We start from the raw sequence: 17695 nt of genomic DNA, 5'->3' as shown, positions 1-17695 counted from the left end.
CCAGAGGTGATTATTCGGCTCTGGAGAAATCCTCTGGACAGGTATCTCTGGCGGCGGGCGTGGCCACCCCCCCGGTCCCCCCGCGCGATTCGATAGGCGGTGGACGGCATTACGCTCTTCATGACGATTGATTGTGCCTTCCCGTCCCTATCGTGGTCCCGGGGGTGCGGGCGGCACTCGCCCCCGGCGAGAAGATGGGGGAAGGCGGTTGAATCGCGCGTGCACCGAGAATTGGTAAGGGTTTCTACAGGGCCGATTATTCCTCTTTCTCTGCCAGGGGTGTTTTATCGTGGGCGACGAGCGCCCTGGCCCAGGCGAGGACGATCCCGGCGGCGACGATGATCAGGCCGCAGAGGGCGATGTCGGCCGGGGCCTGGAGGTGGGTGACTGCCGAAGAGAGGGGGAAGAGTCCTGAGAAGATGAGAAACCCGCCAAAGATGATGAGGAGGATACCGACCGGGACCGCAAACTTCTCGAGAGTCTTCCCTGACCTGGAGAGGATGGTCTTTCTCCAGGACTTTTTCAGGAACAGAACCCCGAAAAAGAGGATGAAAAGGAAGAAGATCCATTCTGAGGGTTCGGAGAGTTCTGCCATCACCAGGTCATGGAAGGTTGAGGTGGTGCCGCTGGTCGTGAAGGGTCCAAGAAAGGGATAGAGCCAGTTGGCAGGTTCGCGCCACATGGCGTCCAGCACCTGGTGGGAACCGATCCCAACGGCCAGGGCGAGGCCAAGGCCGCTGCGGTAGCGCCAGTAGAGGAGGAGACCGACGAGAGTGACGATGGAGAGGGCAAGGAGACCATGGGTATAGATCCGCCCATACTGGAGCGTATCGGCGAGGATAATGTGCCCGAGCGGCTTATCGATAAGGTCTGGCACGACCGCCCCGAAGGCGCAGGCGGGCACGGCCCGCAGGTCCCTGAAGAGCCTGGCAAGGAGAATGCCGATGACGACCCCGGCGGCAAGGTGGCAGAGAAAAAACATCTCTCCTATCACCGTGTTAAGTCTATATGTATTTTATTCACGCACGTCAATTTCGTCATCTATAAGAACCGGGCGGCGGTGAGATCTATTGACCGGTCGCCCGTGCTTTTCTTCCGCGCTGGCGGCGGAAACGGTTTCCAGGGGAATATGGTGTGGAGAAGAGTCTGATGAGTGCCGAGGTAATCAGGTTGGAACATGTGCGGAAAGTCTACCCGCGGCTTGCCGGGGACGTCGTCGCCCTTGACGACATCTCCCTTGTGATCAAAGAAGGGGAGTTCGTGGCCGTGATGGGAGCCTCGGGCTCGGGCAAGTCCACCCTCCTCAACCAGCTTGGCTGCCTCGACGTCCCGACCTCAGGCCACCTCTGGATCGCCGGTGAGAACGTGGGTGAGATGACCGACTTTGCACTGACCGAACTGCGGCGCGACGCCATCGGGTTCATCTTTCAGAAGTTCAACCTCATCCCGGTGCTGACGGCGCAGGAGAATGTGGAGATCCCCCTCATCCTCAAGGAGGGCCACCGCGATACGAGAGGCCGGGCCGAGGCCCTCCTCAGGACCGTCGGGCTCGAAGGCGAGGTGATCACCCATACCCCGGCCGAACTTTCAGGAGGACAGCAGCAGCGGGTGGCCATCGCACGGGCCCTGGTCAATGACCCGACGATCCTCCTTGCCGACGAACCGACCGGGAACCTGGACTCCAGGACGAGCACACAGATCATGGACCTCCTCGCCGACCTCCATCGAGGAGGGCGGACCGTGGTGATGGTCACGCACGACCGGGCCACGGCGGAATATGCCGACCGGGTCGTGACCATCTCAGACGGACGGGTGGTCTGAATGCCCTCGACCGGGATCCTCTTTGAGATGGCAGGACGGAATGTCAAACTCCACCTGGTCAGGTCGCTTCTGGCGGCGGTCGGGATCGTCATCGGGGTGCTGGCCATCACGGCGATGGGGATGATGGGCGCCGCCCTCCAGCAGACGGTCACCTCCGAACTCTCCGGGGGGGCCGACAGTCTGATGGTCTATCCAAAGATCTCAGGGTCTGACGGCGGCGGGATCACCGAGCGGCAACTGCGCGATATCAGGATGGCCGCCGGGCCGAACCAGGTGGTCCCGATCATGAGCGGATCAGACCGGGTCGTCATCGGGAGCGAGACCGGGTCTGCCATGGTCTATGGGTTTGACCCCGGCGACCTGGACGCCGTGGCCGAGGTAGAGAAAGGTGTCGCCTTCAGGGGGAGTGCGGGCGTTCTTGTCGGCCCGACTCTCGCCCGCGACTATGATCTGCGGGTCGGGAGCAGACTTTTTCTCGGGAAAGAAGGCGAAGAACGGGCGGTGCGAGTCGTCGGCGTCCTGAAGGAGTCCGGGTTTTCAGGGACGATGATGACCGACAACGCGGTCCTGGTCCCTGAACGCTGGTATACCGGGGCGTACGGGGACGAGGGCTACGACATGGTCCAGGTGGTGGTCAGGAGCCTTGACGAGATCGATCAGGTCAAAGAACGGATCGAGGACAGGATGAACCGCCGGGAGGATACGGTGATGGTCTGGGACTCCCGCGCCTTCCTTGATATGATCGATGAAGCACTGGGAAGCATCTCCCTCTTTGTGATGGCCATTGGCGGGATCTCCCTGGTCGTGGCGGCGGTGAGCATCTTCAACGTGATGCTGATGTCGGTCAACGAACGGGTCAAGGAGATCGGGATCCTCAGGAGCCTGGGTGCACAGAAACACGAGATCACCCAGCTCTTCCTGTATGAATCTGTGATCCTCGGGCTGATCGGGGCCGGCACCGGCGCCATCTTCAGCCTTGGCGGCGGGTATATCCTGATGCTCCTGATGTTCCAGGACACGACCTACTTCTTCACGGCCCAGACCCTCCTCTATGTCCCCTTCGGGATGGGAGTCGGCGTGGTGGTCTGCCTGCTCTCAGGGGTCTACCCGGCCCTAAGGGCGGCCAGCCTCAACCCGGTCGAGGCGCTGGCCGCCGAGTGACCGGAAGAAAATAATGTGGTCTTTGGGTCGTCTCAGGACCCTTCGGCAAGGACGCCGATATACCCGCGGGCCTCCTCGCTCTCTTTCTGGAGCACCTGCTCGGCGGCCTCTCTGCCGTCGTCGCGGCCGAGCCTGAGCAGGCAGGCGGCGGCGGTCCACCGGCAGAATTCGTCGGTGTCGCTCAGTCCCCTGATCAGCGCGTCCACTGCCCGGTCGTCACCGATCTCCTCAAGGGCCCATGCGGCGGCGGTCCTGGTCCCGGGCCTCCCTACGGTGAAGGCCTCGATCAGGGGTTCGACGGCCGGTGCCCCGGCCCTGGAGAGCCCCATCGCCGCTTCCCAGGTCTCTTCACCCTGTCCTTCCAGGAGGATGGGGACCAGAAGTTCGACTCCTTCGTCTCCGTGTTTTCCAAGTTCCCATGCTGCGGTGAGCCGTTCGTAGGCTGTGCCCTCTCTGACAAGTCTGGCCAGTCCTTCGAGGTCACCGGTCGATCGCAGTCTCTCGATGGCTTTCATGTATATCTCCTCGTTCTCCGCGTTTTTGCGGCGACCTCCCTCTCATACGCCGTTTGTTTATCAAGATTTGCGAGGAGGTGACGGGTGGCGGCACTGCCATGCAGGAGGGCTATGCACCCAGTACGAAGAATATATATTCTGGGGATGTGCAGTGTCCATGGGAACCTCTGGACCCCGGGTGAATCTTATGAATGATATCAGCATCCATATCACCTTCCCTTTTGACGATGACGGATATATCGAGCGCAAGTGTCCGACGTGTGAGCGGACCTTCAAACTGCAACTGGACAGGACCGAGGTCGAAGAGATCTCCGCGGCACGGTTGAACTCGTTTCATATCCTCGACTCCAATCGTCTCTATCGACAGGAGGAGGACGAGGATCATACGACCACATGCCCATATTGTGGGTATTCAGCCCCGGTGACTCACTGGTGGACCTATGAACAGCGCAGTTATATCCAGGTCTATGCGAGCATGGCGATCAGGGAGATCCTCCTCCAGGACCTTGCGGCCGGGCGGGTCGAGGGTGCGGGGCATTCGAGAGGGACGTATTCCACCCGCCTGAACCTGACCGGGATACAGGACCTCCCGCTTCCGGTGCCGTGAGTGGAGGCCGATACTTTTTTTTGGGTTCGAGCAGGTCTCACGTACACAGGGAGCATATCCCAAAACTCTCCAGGGTTGAAGATCTCCTTGAACTGAAGTGCTTGCTTCTAGAAATTCTACACCCACTCCTCGACCGTGGGGTTGCACCCCCCTGACCCCCCGCCGATGAAGAGTGGCGGAGGATTGCGTCCAATCTTCATGATCTTTTCTCTGCCTTCCCAGCTCCATCGCCGTCCCGGGGGTCCGGGGGCAGAGCCCCCGGCGGGGGCGAGGGGGAAGGCGACGAATGCATGGGTGCGCGATGAAAAATCTGGGATCTCTTCATTGTCATCCATCGCTCTTCATCGGTGAGAATGAGGGCCGGAGAGTTTTGGGATATCCTCAGGATGAAAATATCATATCAGGACTGGATCGATTCCTGACCCTCATCCATTTTGTTCGAGGAGCAGATCGAAGTCGAGCACCATGTCGCCGATCCATCAGAGGAATTTTCTATCCTCTGCGTGTCGGCTCCAACATGATATGGCAAGTTCAAACACTCATACAAACCTCCCGGGTTGATCGTCAGGATCATTTTCATGGTAGTTTAGCATGAACCTCGGGCTCACGCATATGCGATGAAAATTTTTTGAGCACCGCTTCAGCGCGTGTGCGGATCCCTCTCTTTCCGACATGGCATCTTGAAGATACAGTTTCATCTCCGCCCCCCGGGACGAGACGAAGGGAGAGATTCTGCAATGAGGACGGCGTGCCTGGTCATCACGCCTTCCCATACCCTCGCGCCGGGAGCGCTGCCCCAGGCCCGAAGAGATGGGAAGGCGGGTGAGGTACACTCATGCCAGGAATTGGTGAGGGTCTCTACAAAGCTGATAATCATGGATTCACAGAATTTAGGTGTCTGAGTATAGCGAACTTGAGAAGACCATCACGAGGTCTTCGAGGTCAGGTTCAGGTCAACTTTAAGTCACAGAGGACCATTGGGAGAATTCTTTCCGGGTTTTTCTCCTTCTTTCTCTCCAGTTTCATCCCGCGGCACCGGTAGGTGGAGAGGACAGAGGCGTGTGTTCATCGCCTGCTCGGGTGCGGAGGAAGTGGTCAGGAATCTCTCGACATTCAGGAGTGCTCCCCAGCACATTTTATGCTGACTCTTCTCCCCGGCCCCGGACCCCCCGTCGCATCCAGACATAGGCCATGACCGCGAGCCCCTCGGCGATCACCACAAACCCGATGATATGGGAGATCGAGACCTCGTACAGGACACCCATCACTGTGCTCCCCAGGAACCACCCGGCGCCGTAGACTGCGTAGATGAACCCGAAGGCCTGACCCCGGACGTCGGTGGTGGTGCGGTCGGCAAGGGCGGCCCGCATCACGGTCTCGTGCATCCCGATCCCTGCCCCCCAGATCGCGGTCCCGACGACGACGAGGGGGACTGAACCGCTGAAGGCCAGGGCCGGGATGGCGAGGTTGACGCACGGGATAAGGAGGAGGACCCTGGTGCCGAGACGGTCATAACTCCAGCCGACCAGGAGGGCGACGACAGTGGAGACGGTCATGGCAAGGGCGTAGACGACCGGGATCTGCGGGTCGGTGAGGAGCCCCTGGGCCTTCATGTGATAGGAGATGAGGGGGAAACTGGCAAACCCGGCCATCGCCAGGAAGAGGAAGGTGGCGAAGGGGACGAACCGGCGTGGGTCGATGGTGTGGTCGGTCTCGTCTCTCTCGTCTCTCTCGAAGGCTTCGGGGACAGGGGCGGTCTGTCTTCCTGCGGCGAGGAAGACGAAGAGGAAAACGATAGGAAAGGCGAGCAGGGCGAACCCGGCCTTGTATCCGGCCCCCCAGAGGATGGCGGCCGAGAGGACAAGGGGGCCGATGATGGAACCGACCTGGTCGAGGGCCTTGTGGACCCCGATGCCCCAGCCCCGCCCGACATGAAATGAGGCAAGGGAGATGATGGTGTCGCGTGCCGGGGCCCGGATCGCCTTGCCGACCCGCTCGATGATGATGAGGAGCGCGGCGGCCTCCCAGGTGCCGACGAGGGCGAGAAAGGGGATGGCGATCAGGAGGCCGTATCCGATATAGATGATCCGCCAGTAGTGTCTGCTCTGGTCAGAGTAGAGCCCGGTGAGCACCCGCAGCCCATACCCGGTGAACTCCCCGATCCCGCCGACGAGCCCGACGATTGCCGCCGACCCCCCGAGGGTGAGGAGGAAAGGGCCGGTGACGCTCCGGGCGCCGTTCGAGACGATGTCGCCGAGGAGGCTGACGGCCCCGAGGATGAGGATGAGCCTGATGGCGGTCTGCCGTGGGGTGGCGCCAGGTGGGAGAGGGGCCTCCTGCATGGGGGGAGGGTGGAAGATGGAGAGGAAATAGGTTGCTCTCTTGTGGTGTGTCTGGAAGACATGGGGGTGAGTGTCGGCCGGGTGCGGTCAGAGTCCGGTTCTTATTGCATGGAGGATATCCCGCCGTGTCATATCTTCTTGACCGGAAAATCTTCGAACTGTTGAGAAGAGTCGTAGGTTTCGAACCGCCAACCCCACGCAGAAGAGAGAAAGGGGGAGGATCCTTCATCTCTCTTTGGCGGAGAGGGGCCCAGAGGAGCAAAAGAAAAGAGACATAATATCATATAAATACATCTATGTGATATTATGCGATCTCATCTCTTAGTCTCTGGAATCTGCTGTATTTTTCTTCTTATTTTCGGGTGCACTGCAGGATGTGTCTATGAAGAGGAAGAAAAAATGAATCAGGTGACGTCCCTTGTTGAGTCTGCATATGACCACTTCGAGGTGCTGAATACCACTGATGATTATGAGACCCTCTATGTCGGGTCGATCAGGGCCGAGATGGCCGCGGCAGAAGTGGACTTCACCGAGGCGCTCACGGTCCTGGAGTCTATCTCCTATGATTATCTCTCTTCTGAGGATAGGAAAGGAATGGATGCCGTGAAGGTCATGTGTCAGATCGACATCGATATCTGTGAGATGATGGCGAGTGATTTCTGCGACTTCATCGATCATTCTCAGAAGATCTCATTTGCGGTGGATGAGGAGGAGGCGGTCGGTCATTTTCGTGAGTCCAGAGCAGCCCTTGTCAGGATGAAAGAGAAAACCGCTGTAATGAAAACGAAGATTGACGCCGTCGAAGTCGATCATCTACCCGCGGAGATAAAAGGGGATTTCGTCGGGATGAAGACCTATGTCCACGAATTTGAAAAGTCACTTGAGGAATGGATCGCAATGATGGACCTGGCTCTGGATGATGCCGGTCTCTGAGTGATGAACAGATCAGCCTCTCGTGCTCACCTCCCTACCCGCGGCGATCTCCTTCTTATAGGGCCTTCTGCCGGCCTTGCCAGGGCACATGCTGAACGGTACGTCAGGCGGCATGTTTCAACTGTTCAGGAAGGTCTTTGGAACTCCTGGTCAAAGCCCGTGAGGGCCATACTTTTCTGACCGTCAGGGAATAGCCGGGAAGAGGTCGTCCTCGTCGACGATGTCTGCCCGCCGCACCTGCAACGTCCGCATGGAGACTGGGTCACCCTTGGCCTCGACCTCACCGCACCTGATGAGAAAGAGGAGGCGGCTGTACAGGAATGCGTCGCCGCACTGGGTATATTCGTCTGACGAGGTGCCAAGCGCTTCCCCAATGACCATCGCAGCGCTGGTCCAGTCTTCAGGCACGGCGTAGAGCACGTCCTCCCCCAGGGTGGAGGGGACGGTGGGGTAGAGTTGTCCCCGCCAGAGGGTGCGCACGCCGTCTTCGTCCTCTTTGAGTCTTCCCCAGCTCCGCAGGTAGAAGGAGGCCTCGCTCCGGCTGAGGAACCGGGTGCGGTCGGTCTGGTCCCTGAGCCACTCGGGAGCGAGTTCGCCGATGCTGGTTGGGATGACGCGGTCGGGGGCCTCGTCGGGTTCGTCGTCCCAGAGGACGTCGACGCCTTCGGTGAGGTCGATGACCTCGATGGCACAGGGGTCCGGCTCTCTGGAGAGGAACTCCAGGAACCCGGAGTACTCGATGGCCGAACGCCTGGTGAACCAGGCGATCCGGCGGGGAGTGTCGGGTCTGGTCTCTTTCCAGAAGGTACGGATCCTGGGGAGGGAATCCTGGTACCAGGACGCAAACTCGGTGTCGGCATAGAGTGTCTCGAAGTAGACCTGTCTGTCTGGGTAGTGGTAGGGATTGATGGGACCAAGAGAGAGGTCGTCGGCGAGGGCGGCGACGTGGTGCTCGGGCCGGTCTCTGAATGCTGCTTTGAGGCAGCCCCCGGCTGACTCGGTGAAGGCGATGTGCATGGTGTTGGTCATGATGGTCTGCTCCGGTCTGGTCAGAGAACGTGTGAGATTATGTGTGGCTTGAGGGGAGAAGAGGATTATGGGTTTGACGCAGAAGAGAAAGTTTATCTCCTCTTTTGGTTCCAGGTTTTTCCTATGGATGGGGGGGTGTGAGATCTGAGGGATGATGAGAATGTTCTGGTCCTGGACGTCGAGACGACCGGGGTGTTGAGGCGTGGGGAGGAGCCGCCGCGGCTGGTCGAGGCGGCCTGGCTTGTCTGTGATGTCTCGTGTGGGGTGGTGCGCGAGGAGAGCAGGCTGGTCTGTCCTGAGGGGTTTGTGATCCCGCCGTCGGCGGTGCAGGTGCATGGGATCACCACGGCCAGGGCACGAGAGGAGGGGACGGCGCTGGCGGGAGTGCTTGCCGACCTCGCAAGGGACGCAGTTGGGGTCTCAGGGGTGGTTGCCCATAACCTGGCCTATGACCTGGCGGTGGTGCGGGGAGAGTGCCGGCGTCTTGTCCGTCCCGATCCCTTCGCCGGTCTTCCGGGGTGCTGCACGATGGAATCGACGGCGGCCTTCTGCGGGATCAGGCGGGCGTGGGGGTACAAGTGGCCGCGGCTCTCTGAACTCTACCAGGTGCTTTTTGGAGAACCATGCGAGGAGGTGCACCGGGCGCTCGACGACGCACGTCTCTGTGCGGAGTGTTATTATGCCCTGCGGCGCCAGGGGTTTTATGGGGGGGTGGCGGGGTCCCCACAGGGTGGGGAAGAGATGCGTTGAAGCATCGTTCTCTAGCCGTTGCACGGTACATCCCCACAGGGTGGGGAAGGTCAGTGTCTTCTCTGGGCCACGCCCTCCCGAAGAAATGCGTGTCATGGTCTGCTCCTCCCTGTGTGGGAGAGCGACCATACAGGGGTTGGTCGTTGGGGTTTATCTTTCTCTCTTTTATGCATGGGGGAGACCATTATTGCTATCCTGGTGCGGGGCCCTGGAGGACTCCTCACCAATTCATGGTGTGACCATGCCTCCCCCATCTTCCCATACTTTCTTGTTTGGAGCGCGCCTCCGGCATGATGGGTGGGGGCGGCCATTTGATGATCTTCCCGCGTCGTGTCTTGCTCCAGAGGAGGAACCCAGATCAGTAGACGACCCAGAAATCCACGATCATGTTCATCCTCTATGTCTGAGTCCAGGGATCATGCCTGATTTTACAGAGCCTGAATTCTTACCTTCTCAGGACGTACGCGTGAATGCAACTGCTCTCCTGTATTGAGTGTGGGGAACACCACACAACAAATAGCACGAATCGAAAGAAGGACGGTTCATCCCCACGCGTGTGGGGAACACCTACCCCGACACCCCGCCGCCGGCAAACACCACGGTTCATCCCCACGCGTGTGGGGAACACACGCATCGGATCGAAGACCTCAGAAGCGTCTCCGGTTCATCCCCACGCGTGTGGGGAACACTCCGGCACCACCGGCCTCGACGGGTCGATCAACGGTTCATCCCCACGCGTGTGGGGAACACTGTCCAGGCGGCGCTTCAGACGTTTTTTCGGTCGGTTCATCCCCACGCGTGTGGGGAACACCCAGTCACCAGGGAAGAAGTGGAGATGTGGATCGGTTCATCCCCACGCGTGTGGGGAACACCGACAGATGACGAGCGCCCTGGGTACGCTCACCGGTTCATCCCCACGCGTGTGGGGAACACCACCGCGTCTGCAGCTCAGTGTTGATCCCCGCCGGTTCATCCCCACGCGTGTGGGGAACACGCCGACCGCCGCGCCGCGCCCGAGTGGACCTACGGTTCATCCCCACGCGTGTGGGGAACACGTCATAAAAATCACGCAGGGGAATAATAAAAACGGTTCATCCCCACGCGTGTGGGGAACACATATTGGGATTCTTCTTGATGGCCCTGGCAATCGGTTCATCCCCACGCGTGTGGGGAACACTTCTGCAACCTGGGAGAGGACCTCGCGAGGGGCGGTTCATCCCCACGCGTGTGGGGAACACAATATGCTGAATTAAAAATTTATGATGAAGAACGGTTCATCCCCACGCGTGTGGGGAACACCGCGGGGTTGCTCCCCTAACTCTCTCCCGTTTCGGTTCATCCCCACGCGTGTGGGGAACACTGTGTTGCCGCCGTTCTCAAACGTTTGGGTGCCGGTTCATCCCCACGCGTGTGGGGAACACAGAAGCCGGATGGGGAAGCACCGATCAACACTCGGTTCATCCCCACGCGTGTGGGGAACACTTCCTCGCCCGCCGGACCCTCTGGGCCGAGACCGGTTCATCCCCACGCGTGTGGGGAACACCGTAGTCGTCGCAGCTCACGCGCTCGCCCCCCCGGTTCATCCCCACGCGTGTGGGGAACACTTCTTGAGGGTCGCCTCGACGAACTGACCTACCGGTTCATCCCCACGCGTGTGGGGAACACCGGCCCCTTGGCCGGCGTTTAGGCTGCGACTGCGGTTCATCCCCACGCGTGTGGGGAACACGGGGTCCGGGGGTGCGGGTTGTGGCGAGGGGTCGGTTCATCCCCACGCGTGTGGGGAACACAACTGGAGGGGGGGAGGCACCTCCAGACTGCTCGGTTCATCCCCACGCGTGTGGGGAACACGTCTCACCCCTATCTCCCAAACAATAGTGCCCCGGTTCATCCCCACGCGTGTGGGGAACACTCTGCAGGGTCGAGTACTGAGGAGGAGATCGCCGGTTCATCCCCACGCGTGTGGGGAACACATCTGCGCCGCAACTCTGGCACCGTATTGCCTCGGTTCATCCCCACGCGTGTGGGGAACACTGTCAGCGTCGATGATCGGGGCTTGTTGGTACCGGTTCATCCCCACGCGTGTGGGGAACACGATAAGGCCCCTAGGTCAAAGGGGGAGTTAAACGGTTCATCCCCACGCGTGTGGGGAACACTGCAAAAAAATTTTGAAGAATGGGGAAAGAAACGGTTCATCCCCACGCGTGTGGGGAACACTATCCCACATCAAAAAAAGTTGAAGTGTTGTTCGGTTCATCCCCACGCGTGTGGGGAACACAAAAAACAACATTAACATCCCGTGAGTTAGAACGGTTCATCCCCACGCGTGTGGGGAACACTTCACTTCGCTCTGGAGTTCAGCGCTGAGCGACGGTTCATCCCCACGCGTGTGGGGAACACTTCGGGTCTGGAGTCCACCACCGCAAAGGCGGCGGTTCATCCCCACGCGTGTGGGGAACACTGTTTATTTCTTCTGAGAGTCACGCATTATATCGGTTCATCCCCACGCGTGTGGGGAACACTCTTCTCCTTATCATCCCCAGAAGGAAAGTTCTTTCTATCGCGTCTCACGCCGGTGCCAGGCTCTTCCGCCTGTCACCATCAGGGTGCGTCGCCCCCTCTCACGACTGTGCATCATCTGCCTCCACCTCTGGCAGAAATGAAACAAACGTAACGCCGTCCATCTCCTTTGGGATCCGGCGGTTCGTCCCTGCGGTCACAAAATCATACCCCGCGTCATTGCGTGCCTGCCAGATCATCACGGCATTCCCGTCCTCCATCCCGGCAAGCACCTGGTCCCAGATCATCTCCCGCACCCGCACCGAGTACGTCCCCACGTACACCCCGGCCCGCACCTCGACGAGCCAGAGGGCGAGGCGCCCCCGCAGCCGCGGCGGGACGTTCTCGACGGCGACGACGGTCAGGGACCCCATTTGTCCTCCTCAGGAATCGCCGGTGCCAGAGATCCTTCGGGGGGCGCCGGCATCTCAAGCCCTCCGGCGTCGAGCACCTCGTCGATGGTCGGGATGATCCGGTCCAGGAGTCGCGTGGACCTGAAGGCATCGCGGCATGCCAGACGGACTGCTCGTTCAGGGTCGAGCGGATGGCGCCCGGCGATCTTGAACGCCGCCGGGACGACGGTCTCGAACTTGAAGAGATCGGCGATGTCATAGACAAAAGAGAGGGGCTTACCCGTATGGATGAACCCGATCGCCGGCGAATACCCTGCGGCGAGCACCGCCGCCTCGCAGATCCCGTATAGACACGCCGTTGCCGCACTGAGACAGCGGTTCGGGACGTCTCCGCTCCCCCACGCCTTCGCATCGTACTGCCTCCCCTTCCACCGTACCCCGTGCCGGCGGGCCAGGTTCTCGTATGTCCGGCGGACCCGCGCCCCTTCCATCCCGCGGAGCTGGTTCACCGAGTAGCCTGCCGGCACCTCGCCGTCGAAGCGGACCTCGTACATCTTCTCGACTACCCGCTGCCTCGCCTCCTCGTCGAGGGCGAGTTGTGCCTGGTATAGAAGACGGTCTGAACGTGCGCCCCCCGGCCTGCCCGCCGAGTACAGCCGCACCCCAGCCTCGCCAACCCAGACCAGGAGACACCGCACCCGTGCCGCGAGCACCACCGCCGCATGGGAGACCCGCGTCCCTGGCTCCAGCATCAGGCAGGCCACCCCGCCGACCGGGATCTGGGTCCGCACACCATTCACGTCGACGAGGACAAAGGCCCCGTCGATGACGTCGAGTTCCCCCTTCTCAAGGAAGGCCATGGAGAGGCGTTCCTTGATCGGGAGGGGCCTGAGAGGCGGGAGCACCCGACCACCTCAGACCCGCCTGACCAGGAGGAGCCCACAGCCAAAACTCTTCGCCGGCCCCACCCCGGTGTAGAGCGCCTCCTTGAAGAGGTCGGGGTCGGTGACCGTCAACGCGCCTGTGAAATCGATGGTGCTGATCGTCACCCTTCGGCCTGACCGCGGCTTCCTGAACCGGTGCTGGCGGTAGCCGTCGACCCTGACCGCACCTTCCTCGACGCTGAACCCAAGTCTCTCACCTCTGGAGGCCAACCAGGCAAACCCTTCCTGCTGCACCAGGTCCACCTCGATATTGTCTCTCGTCTCCATCGCGTACTTTGCGTCCATCACCACGTCATGCCGGTGCTGACGCCCCTCTTCGTCCCGCTTTGTCCGGACCGGATTGGCCCTGAGATTGAACCCCAACCGGTCCCCCCTTCTGAGGGCCGGGTGGTAGTCCTTTGCGTCGACCCTCCAGATCCCGTCCAGGTCCACCCGGTCGGCCGTCGAGACTGCATAGATCACCGGGGTGTGCTCCTGCATCTCGAGGCGGTAGATGAAGTCGCGGTCCTTGTGGGAGCCGTCCGAAAAGATCCGCCAGACCATTTTGTGGACCTGGTAGGGGTTCCTGACCCTCCGCCAGAAGGCCGGGTCCTGCCCGGCCCCGTCCTTGAGGTGGATCCGGTAGAAGGTGTGTCCGCTCATCGCACGCCCTCCGGGACCAGGACCTGCGCCCGGTGTTCGTCCCGCTCTGCAAATTGCCAGGTCATCCGGTCCAGCGGCACGTCGCGCCGTGGGGCCGTGTAGGTGTTTTCGCTCTCAAACCCGGTCTCTCCCTCGCTGTCCCAGAAGAGCGTTCCCGAATCGCCCCGCCCTGGGATGTCGGCGAGTATCTCCTGGTCAGGGAACCTGACGGCGCTGAAGGCCTCATAGAGGTCGGCGCCCTCGACCACCTGCGGCAGGAGCGGGAGGGCGAGCGGACAGGACTTCCGCCCGAGGTACGGTACAAAGGCCGGATGCCTGAGCGCTTCCGCGATCTCGGCGAGCGAGTATGGGGGATCGTCGACCATCGGCCAGAGCGCGACCGTGGCGAGGGTGTCGCAGTAATACTCGCGGCTTGAAAGGATGGTGTTGAGATGGTCCCGCGGCACACTCAACTCCTCGCGTCGTGTGGCAAAGGGCCAGGCCCGCTTCTTGACCGTCGCGGACGGGACCTGAGTGGTGTGGTAGTCGCGCAGGAGCGTCCCCTCCGTATGGACCAGGGTAGCCATATGATAACTCTCCCTGAGTGCCGCCTGCCCTGCCACGTCCTCCCGCCGGATCCCCAGGGCCGCCGCCACCAGGCCCAGGACGCCTGACCAGGACGGGTGGCTCTCGGCCGGACGATACTGCCCGACGGCGATCCCGCCCCACGAGGCCAGCGGGCCGTAGAGCCGGACGATCAGAAATTCAGGCATGGTCACCAGTGACAAAGGCAAGAACCTCGTCGAGCGAGCCCTCACCGGTCGCGGCGTTCATCTCCACGCACCCATCGGCACATGCCCCGTAGACCTTCTCCATGTTCTGCCTGGTCGTCCTGAGTTCGTCGACCGCGGCGGTCAGGTAGTCGTCGCCTTCGACCGGTTTGAGGAAGGCCACCGAGAGCGATCTGGGCTGTTCACTCCCCCGCTCAGCCAGGATGTAGGAGGCATAGGCCCGTGAGGCAAAACTGTTCTGCTTGCCCTTCGGCCCGACCTTGGCCGCCGCCTCCACCAGGGCTTCGACCCCCCGGTCGGTCAGTTCCTCGTCGCCGTCCAGGTTCTCGGCGAGAAGGTCGCGGTTGACACAGAGGTAGGCGTAGAAGAGCCCGGCGGCAAACTCGGCCTGCCCGACATGGCCCGCTCCGCTGTCCTCATCCCTGTGGTTGAGGTCGTCGACGGCCGTGAAGTAGTCGTCTTCCACGGCCACCTTGTGCACGGTGATGGCGTGGGCGACCTGCACGGCGGCGTCGCAGTTGAAGGCCGGGGAGGCGGCAAGCATCCGGCCGAACATGGCGATGTCCACCCCGGTCCGCTCGGCCCTGAGCAGTTCGAGATCTTTTTCCTCAGGTTTCTTCCCGCCCTCTGCCAGGCGGCCGAGGAGGTCGTCGATGGCGGCGATCTCGGCAGGGCTGAAGTGCACCATCTGTTCGACACAGAGCGACTCTTTCTTTTGCTTCTCGGGGTCGACCTTCTCGTCGTCGTCCTTTGAATCCTTGGGTTTTTTCAGTTTCCCAAACCGCCCGGCGATCTGCTGCGCCCAGGCGACGGCCTTCTTCTCTTCGATGGCAGGGCGGACCGGCGCACTCTCATTTTCTGCGAGGACGTCGGCCAGTCCCTGGCCACTCTTCAGGGCGCGGTAGACCTGCCAGCCCATCTCCTTGGTCCTGATCCCGAGGTGGCCGTCGAAGGCCTCCTGGAAGATCTCGGATTCTCGCCAGGCCCGCTTCAGGCTCTGTGAGGAGACTCTGAGCCGCTGGGCCCCGCCCATCCTGGCGGTCTTTGGTTTCCCGAGATCGTCGCGGTTCAGGTTTGACGGGGGGTACGATACAAGCATGTGCAGTTGGATAAATTCAGACATTTTTTCTTCACCTCATTCTTTCTTCGACGGTACGTTCGTGTAATACGCCTCGGCCCAGTGCCTCTTGGTCTGGGCATTCCAGGAGTAGAGCCCCCAGAAAAGGTCGGGGATGTTCGCCGTGCGGTCGACCTGGCGGACCAACCTGATCATCATCGGGTAGAGTTCCTCGTAGTCATCGTCCTCCACCCTGAGGAGACGGCGGAACCGTACCTCGCTCACTCGCGGCATGGTCCCCCCGTCCTTTGGGCGGGCAAACTGTTCGGCGATCCTGGCGCCCATTGCCGGTTCGTCCACGTGGGCGAGGACGCCGGCGGCGGCCGCAAGTTTCCGGTCGTCGAGCCTGGGCACTGCCGCCTTCAGCCGGTAGTAAGCCGGGACAAAGGCGACCTCGGTGGGGGTGTGGCACCGCCGTAGTTCGGCCCTGGCCCCGCGTTCATCTCGCAACTCTCTCCACCATCCAAGAACCGCCGCGTTGAGCCCGGCGGTCTGGCCCTGCGCCTGCTCGGGTGCATCTGCCATGGTTTTTATTCACCTCGTTTTTCTGCGTTTTTCTGTTTTTTCAGGTCAGGAAGGTCGAGATCTTTCCTGATCTTTTTGTTCAATTTGGAGAAGGGGTTCTTCAGCGCCCGCCAGGCGGTGATGGCCCTTTGTGTATCGATCTCGTCGATGAGGTCGATCTGCGAATACTCTTCGAAGAGCGTCTGCCCCTCGGCCTGGAGGGTCTTGAGCCATCCCTGCCTGAGTGCAAGAGTGTCGCCGCCATTGTTCAGGGTCGGTATTGCCTCGTGTTCGAGCATCTGGTAGAACTCTTTCTCGGTCGCTTGGTAGAACCTTGCATTGATCACCGAAAAGTCACCCTTGGCGTCGCCGGGTTTGTCGTAGAGGGCGAGTTTGATGCACCACTGGACGTTCTGCGCCATGTCGGCAGCGGCCCTCACCATCTGTGCGGCGAGGTTCTCGAAACCGTCTTTCCACTCTTCGTCGACGGTGATGATCGGGAGCGTGCCCTGGTACCAGCACCTAGCCTTCTTGTTGTCCATATCGTATCCAAAGGCCCAGAGCCGCGGCATGCGCCCGAAGACGGCCGCGACGCTCCTGCCTCTGGTGCGGTCAGGGAATCGGGTGACGTTCTCTGCGACCTGCTTTCCATCGGCCCGGTCGTTGATGACCAGGCCGAGCCAGTTGAGATAGGTGATCCCGCCTGGTTGCGGGTGGACCGGGAGGAGTTCTGGACTGCTTTTGCTTTTCTTGTAATACGGGCTGAGGGGATGGGTCCACCCGGCATATTTCACTCCGTAGGGCTGCGCCCAGTACCTCGTGATGAGCCGGTCGGTCTCCTGACCGCAGAGGTCGCAGGTCCCCGGCTTCCCCCCCTCGAAGTCGAGGAGGATCCTTCTCGGCATCGCCCAGTAGACCTGGTCGGGATGGACGTCTCTGGGAGTGGTCTTTGTCCCGTCCCTGCTGACCCTGACCTCCCCCATCCAGGGAAAGAGGGCGGGGTCGTCGGCCCTGGGAGGCTCGTGGCTCTGGTCTCTGTCGACGACATTGGCCCAGACCGTCTGCCAGAGGGTCTCGCCGAGGATGAGAGTGGTCATCGGCCCTCCGCCCCGTACCGAGGTCATGTGACCCCTGCCCCCGCCAGGCGCATTGGTCTGGAGAGTAAAGAGGGCGGCGGCGGCACAGACCGGGCAGAGCCCGGTGATGGTGTCTCGCTTCTGGAAGAAGTCTGTGTTGTCCTTGACCTTCTCGTCCTCAGGCATACCGATGAGGAGGCTATCGATCTGCCAGGACTTCTTCTGATCGAGGTTGCGTTCTTGCATGAACCAGGGGCCGTCGCCGTCAAGGTTGAAGGCCGCGGCAAGGGGGATGAAGGCCTCTCTGAGGTCGTCAGGTGTCAGAGGTGTGAGGAGGGCCTGTTTCTCGGTGCACTTCTCAGGCGGGAGGGCGGTCTGGCACAGGCCAATGATAAACTGCGTGATCGCACCGTCGAAGTCTGCTCGTGGCGAGGTGACTGAGATGACCGGGTTATCGTCGTGCCGACTGGTGATTTCCCAGGGTGCAATGCTGTTGGTCTCGCCGTCTTTTCTTCTGACCGGGATCCATGGATCGGCGATCAGGTTGAGGGGCATGAGCGCCTCCTGGTCTGTAT

16 protein-coding genes and 1 CRISPR repeat array are annotated in these 17695 nt (G+C 61.0%); of the genes, 5 read left to right on the top strand and 11 right to left on the bottom strand.

Annotated elements, in window-relative coordinates; genetic code table 11:
- Window positions 1-256: 256 nt before the first annotated feature.
- Window positions 257-982, bottom strand: coding sequence for a metal-dependent hydrolase (locus J2129_RS08655; protein ID WP_209630476.1), 726 nt, complete (start codon window positions 980-982; stop codon window positions 257-259).
- Between the two features lie 167 nt (window positions 983-1149).
- Between J2129_RS08655 and J2129_RS08650 the strand changes: the two genes are divergently transcribed.
- Both J2129_RS08650 and J2129_RS08645 read left to right on the top strand, forming a co-directional pair.
- On the top strand, window positions 1150-1821 hold the full coding sequence (locus tag J2129_RS08650; protein ID WP_209630475.1) for an ABC transporter ATP-binding protein: 672 nt from the start codon (window positions 1150-1152) through the stop codon (window positions 1819-1821).
- On the top strand, window positions 1822-2982 hold the full coding sequence (locus J2129_RS08645; protein ID WP_209630474.1) for an ABC transporter permease: 1161 nt from the start codon (window positions 1822-1824) through the stop codon (window positions 2980-2982).
- Window positions 2983-3014: 32 nt separating this feature from the next.
- Here J2129_RS08645 and J2129_RS08640 read toward each other — a convergent pair whose 3' ends face one another.
- A complete protein-coding gene (locus J2129_RS08640; RefSeq protein WP_209630473.1) occupies window positions 3015-3497 on the bottom strand; it encodes a HEAT repeat domain-containing protein in 483 nt (160 codons plus the stop codon).
- Window positions 3498-3684: 187 nt separating this feature from the next.
- Between J2129_RS08640 and J2129_RS08635 the strand changes: the two genes are divergently transcribed.
- On the top strand, window positions 3685-4104 hold the full coding sequence (locus J2129_RS08635) for a hypothetical protein (protein ID WP_209630472.1): 420 nt from the start codon (window positions 3685-3687) through the stop codon (window positions 4102-4104).
- 1136 nt (window positions 4105-5240) lie between these two features.
- Here the strand turns inward: J2129_RS08635 and J2129_RS08630 are convergent.
- Window positions 5241-6446, bottom strand: a complete 1206-nt coding sequence (locus J2129_RS08630) for an MFS transporter (RefSeq protein ID WP_209630471.1) — start codon at window positions 6444-6446, stop codon at window positions 5241-5243.
- A 504-nt stretch (window positions 6447-6950) separates the two neighbouring features.
- Between J2129_RS08630 and J2129_RS08625 the strand changes: the two genes are divergently transcribed.
- Window positions 6951-7379: a hypothetical protein gene (locus J2129_RS08625; RefSeq protein WP_209630470.1), complete on the top strand. Its 429-nt coding sequence runs from the start codon at window positions 6951-6953 to the stop codon at window positions 7377-7379.
- 183 nt (window positions 7380-7562) lie between these two features.
- On the opposite strand, the gene J2129_RS08620 is transcribed toward J2129_RS08625, so the two are convergent.
- Window positions 7563-8408 (bottom strand): DUF3658 domain-containing protein, encoded by an 846-nt coding sequence (locus tag J2129_RS08620; protein WP_209630469.1) that lies wholly within the window; start codon window positions 8406-8408, stop codon window positions 7563-7565.
- Between the two features lie 144 nt (window positions 8409-8552).
- Here J2129_RS08620 and J2129_RS08615 point away from each other — a divergent pair, with 144 nt between their 5' ends.
- Window positions 8553-9158 carry a 3'-5' exonuclease gene (locus J2129_RS08615; protein WP_348632340.1) on the top strand — a complete coding sequence of 202 codons (606 nt, stop codon included), beginning with the start codon at window positions 8553-8555 and terminating at the stop codon, window positions 9156-9158.
- 477 nt (window positions 9159-9635) lie between these two features.
- Window positions 9636-11677: a CRISPR direct-repeat array (repeat unit 29 nt; unit sequence CGGTTCATCCCCACGCGTGTGGGGAACAC).
- A gap of 99 nt (window positions 11678-11776) precedes the next feature.
- Here the strand turns inward: J2129_RS08615 and cas2e are convergent.
- From cas2e to casA, 7 genes are read right to left on the bottom strand one after another with little or no spacing between them, the layout of a single operon-like run.
- Window positions 11777-12088: a type I-E CRISPR-associated endoribonuclease Cas2e gene (cas2e, locus tag J2129_RS08610; RefSeq protein WP_209630467.1), complete on the bottom strand. Its 312-nt coding sequence runs from the start codon at window positions 12086-12088 to the stop codon at window positions 11777-11779.
- A complete protein-coding gene (cas1e, locus tag J2129_RS08605; protein ID WP_209630466.1) occupies window positions 12076-12972 on the bottom strand; it encodes a type I-E CRISPR-associated endonuclease Cas1e in 897 nt (298 codons plus the stop codon). Before cas1e ends, cas2e begins: the two co-directional genes overlap by 13 nt.
- 9 nt (window positions 12973-12981) lie before the next feature.
- A complete protein-coding gene (cas6e, locus tag J2129_RS08600) occupies window positions 12982-13653 on the bottom strand; it encodes a type I-E CRISPR-associated protein Cas6/Cse3/CasE (protein WP_209630465.1) in 672 nt (223 codons plus the stop codon).
- The gene (cas5e, locus tag J2129_RS08595) at window positions 13650-14405 is read right to left on the bottom strand and encodes a type I-E CRISPR-associated protein Cas5/CasD (RefSeq protein ID WP_245320699.1); all 756 of its coding nucleotides are present in this window, start codon (window positions 14403-14405) and stop codon (window positions 13650-13652) included. The genes cas6e and cas5e overlap by 4 nt, the downstream gene beginning before the upstream one ends.
- Complete coding sequence (gene cas7e, locus J2129_RS08590; RefSeq protein WP_209630464.1) at window positions 14398-15546, bottom strand: type I-E CRISPR-associated protein Cas7/Cse4/CasC; 1149 nt, start codon at window positions 15544-15546, stop codon at window positions 14398-14400. Before cas7e ends, cas5e begins: the two co-directional genes overlap by 8 nt.
- A 12-nt stretch (window positions 15547-15558) precedes the next feature.
- The gene (gene casB / locus J2129_RS08585) at window positions 15559-16065 is read right to left on the bottom strand and encodes a type I-E CRISPR-associated protein Cse2/CasB (protein WP_209630463.1); all 507 of its coding nucleotides are present in this window, start codon (window positions 16063-16065) and stop codon (window positions 15559-15561) included.
- 5 nt (window positions 16066-16070) lie between these two features.
- Window positions 16071-17675: a type I-E CRISPR-associated protein Cse1/CasA gene (casA, locus tag J2129_RS08580; RefSeq protein ID WP_209630462.1), complete on the bottom strand. Its 1605-nt coding sequence runs from the start codon at window positions 17673-17675 to the stop codon at window positions 16071-16073.
- Between the last annotated feature and the right edge of the window lie 20 nt (window positions 17676-17695).

It is taken from the genome of Methanofollis sp. W23, from assembly GCF_017875325.1.
Lineage (GTDB): Archaea > Halobacteriota > Methanomicrobia > Methanomicrobiales > Methanofollaceae > Methanofollis.
The sequence above is the reverse complement of the archived record's forward strand: the minus strand, read 5'-3'. Positions and strand labels throughout refer to the sequence as shown.

What these genes read in the sequence shown, in the direction of transcription:
- cas2e (WP_209630467.1), bottom strand. Translation starts at nt 12,088, where the DNA reads ATGGGGTCCCTGACCGTCGTCGCCGTCGAGAACGTCCCGCCGCGGCTG.
- J2129_RS08645 (WP_209630474.1), top strand. Translation starts at nt 1,822, where the DNA reads ATGCCCTCGACCGGGATCCTCTTTGAGATGGCAGGACGGAATGTCAAA.
- J2129_RS08650 (WP_209630475.1), top strand. Translation starts at nt 1,150, where the DNA reads ATGAGTGCCGAGGTAATCAGGTTGGAACATGTGCGGAAAGTCTACCCG.
- cas6e (WP_209630465.1), bottom strand. Translation starts at nt 13,653, where the DNA reads ATGAGCGGACACACCTTCTACCGGATCCACCTCAAGGACGGGGCCGGG.
- J2129_RS08640 (WP_209630473.1), bottom strand. Translation starts at nt 3,497, where the DNA reads ATGAAAGCCATCGAGAGACTGCGATCGACCGGTGACCTCGAAGGACTG.
- casB (WP_209630463.1), bottom strand. Translation starts at nt 16,065, where the DNA reads ATGGCAGATGCACCCGAGCAGGCGCAGGGCCAGACCGCCGGGCTCAAC.
- J2129_RS08620 (WP_209630469.1), bottom strand. Translation starts at nt 8,408, where the DNA reads ATGACCAACACCATGCACATCGCCTTCACCGAGTCAGCCGGGGGCTGC.
- J2129_RS08625 (WP_209630470.1), top strand. Translation starts at nt 6,951, where the DNA reads ATGGCCGCGGCAGAAGTGGACTTCACCGAGGCGCTCACGGTCCTGGAG.
- casA (WP_209630462.1), bottom strand. Translation starts at nt 17,675, where the DNA reads ATGCCCCTCAACCTGATCGCCGATCCATGGATCCCGGTCAGAAGAAAA.
- cas7e (WP_209630464.1), bottom strand. Translation starts at nt 15,546, where the DNA reads ATGTCTGAATTTATCCAACTGCACATGCTTGTATCGTACCCCCCGTCA.
- cas5e (WP_245320699.1), bottom strand. Translation starts at nt 14,405, where the DNA reads ATGCCTGAATTTCTGATCGTCCGGCTCTACGGCCCGCTGGCCTCGTGG.
- J2129_RS08630 (WP_209630471.1), bottom strand. Translation starts at nt 6,446, where the DNA reads ATGCAGGAGGCCCCTCTCCCACCTGGCGCCACCCCACGGCAGACCGCC.
- J2129_RS08655 (WP_209630476.1), bottom strand. Translation starts at nt 982, where the DNA reads ATGTTTTTTCTCTGCCACCTTGCCGCCGGGGTCGTCATCGGCATTCTC.
- J2129_RS08635 (WP_209630472.1), top strand. Translation starts at nt 3,685, where the DNA reads ATGAATGATATCAGCATCCATATCACCTTCCCTTTTGACGATGACGGA.